We start from the raw sequence: 1,253 nt of genomic DNA, 5'->3' as shown, positions 1-1,253 counted from the left end.
CGTTGCTCGGCATTATGAATGCGACGCGGCATGGGTTAACTCCACTTTAAATCCTGCTGAAGATGGTAACGTACTGCGTGTATTTTCGCATCCGTCATGTAACAAACTCTGCGCTGCGCACGGCTGAAGCGGTTCTGGTGGTGCTTTGGGGTGTAAGCCGAAGCGGCATGGCTATTGCTTAAATATCAGCGCAGTTCTCTGTTTAAGCATAGCTGCAGCAAGGTTAACTCTCGGCGACGTGAAGCGATGCTGTTAATTCAGGCGATTAATTGCAGTGCTGAATTTATGCTAGGTATTAGAGGCTAGGCACTAGAAGCTATGAATTCATCGTGGGCTTTTTATAATGCTAACAGCATGCAGAGGGATGCGGGTTATGTTTGTGTTATGTTCGAATAACGCAGCAAGCTTACTGTTCAACTGGATTCAAAAACGCGATACAAAACAGAACAACGAAAGGAACGAGGTGATGACGGCAACACAGCAACCGGCCTTACAGTTGCAGGATAACTGGTTGAACGGTGAGAGGGTGCGTCACTGCCCTTCACCCCATTGTGATGCGAGGGCGGCAGACGAGCCGGTATCGTTGCTGGTGGTGCACAATATCAGTTTACCGCCCGGTCAGTTTGGCGGGCCGTACATTGATCAGCTGTTTTGCGGTACTTTGCCGCCAGATGAACATCCGTATTTTGCCGATATTTATCAGCTACGGGTGTCGGCGCACTGTTTGATCCGGCGTGATGGTGAGATTGTGCAGTATGTTCCGTTTAATCAGCGAGCATGGCATGCGGGGGTATCTGAGTATGCGGGGCGGCCACGCTGTAATGATTATTCGGTGGGCATTGAGTTAGAAGGTACTGACGACACACCGTACAGCAATGCGCAATACCAGCGTTTAGTGACACTGACGGCTCTGTTGCTAGACACTTATCCGGCCATGGTGACACCGGAGGGGACTCTCAGGATCACCGGTCACAGCGATATTGCGCCGGGGCGCAAGACCGATCCGGGCCCAGCCTTTGATTGGGATGATTTTTATGCGCGGCTTGCCGTAGTTCGTGGTGAGTCGCATTAATCGAATATACCCTTCTTACGCCAAGTCGCTTGGGTATACCACCGCAATACAATGCAATAAAGGAGTGCCGTGGGCATGAAGCTGTTTAGCTTGCTGTTAATTCTGGCGTGGGAGCGTCTGTTTAAAACCGGCGAGCGCTGGCAACTGGATCACTGGTTGCAAGGGCTGTGGCCGAAAATTC

The 1,253-nt window shown here is 51.1% G+C and carries 2 protein-coding genes; both read left to right on the top strand.

Going from position 1 to position 1,253, the window contains the following annotated elements:
- Positions 1-466 precede the first annotated feature (466 nt).
- Complete coding sequence (gene ampD / locus ACRC27_RS02770; RefSeq protein WP_438639143.1) at positions 467-1,072, top strand: 1,6-anhydro-N-acetylmuramyl-L-alanine amidase AmpD; 606 nt, start codon at positions 467-469, stop codon at positions 1,070-1,072.
- A 75-nt stretch (positions 1,073-1,147) separates the two neighbouring features.
- A partial coding sequence (gene ampE / locus ACRC27_RS02765; protein ID WP_438639144.1) for a regulatory signaling modulator protein AmpE occupies positions 1,148-1,253 on the top strand: 106 nt, incomplete at its 3' end.

It is taken from the genome of Plesiomonas sp., from assembly GCF_051650925.1.
GTDB lineage: Bacteria > Pseudomonadota > Gammaproteobacteria > Enterobacterales > CAMTGL01 > Plesiomonas.
The sequence above is the reverse complement of the archived record's forward strand: the minus strand, read 5'-3'. Positions and strand labels throughout refer to the sequence as shown.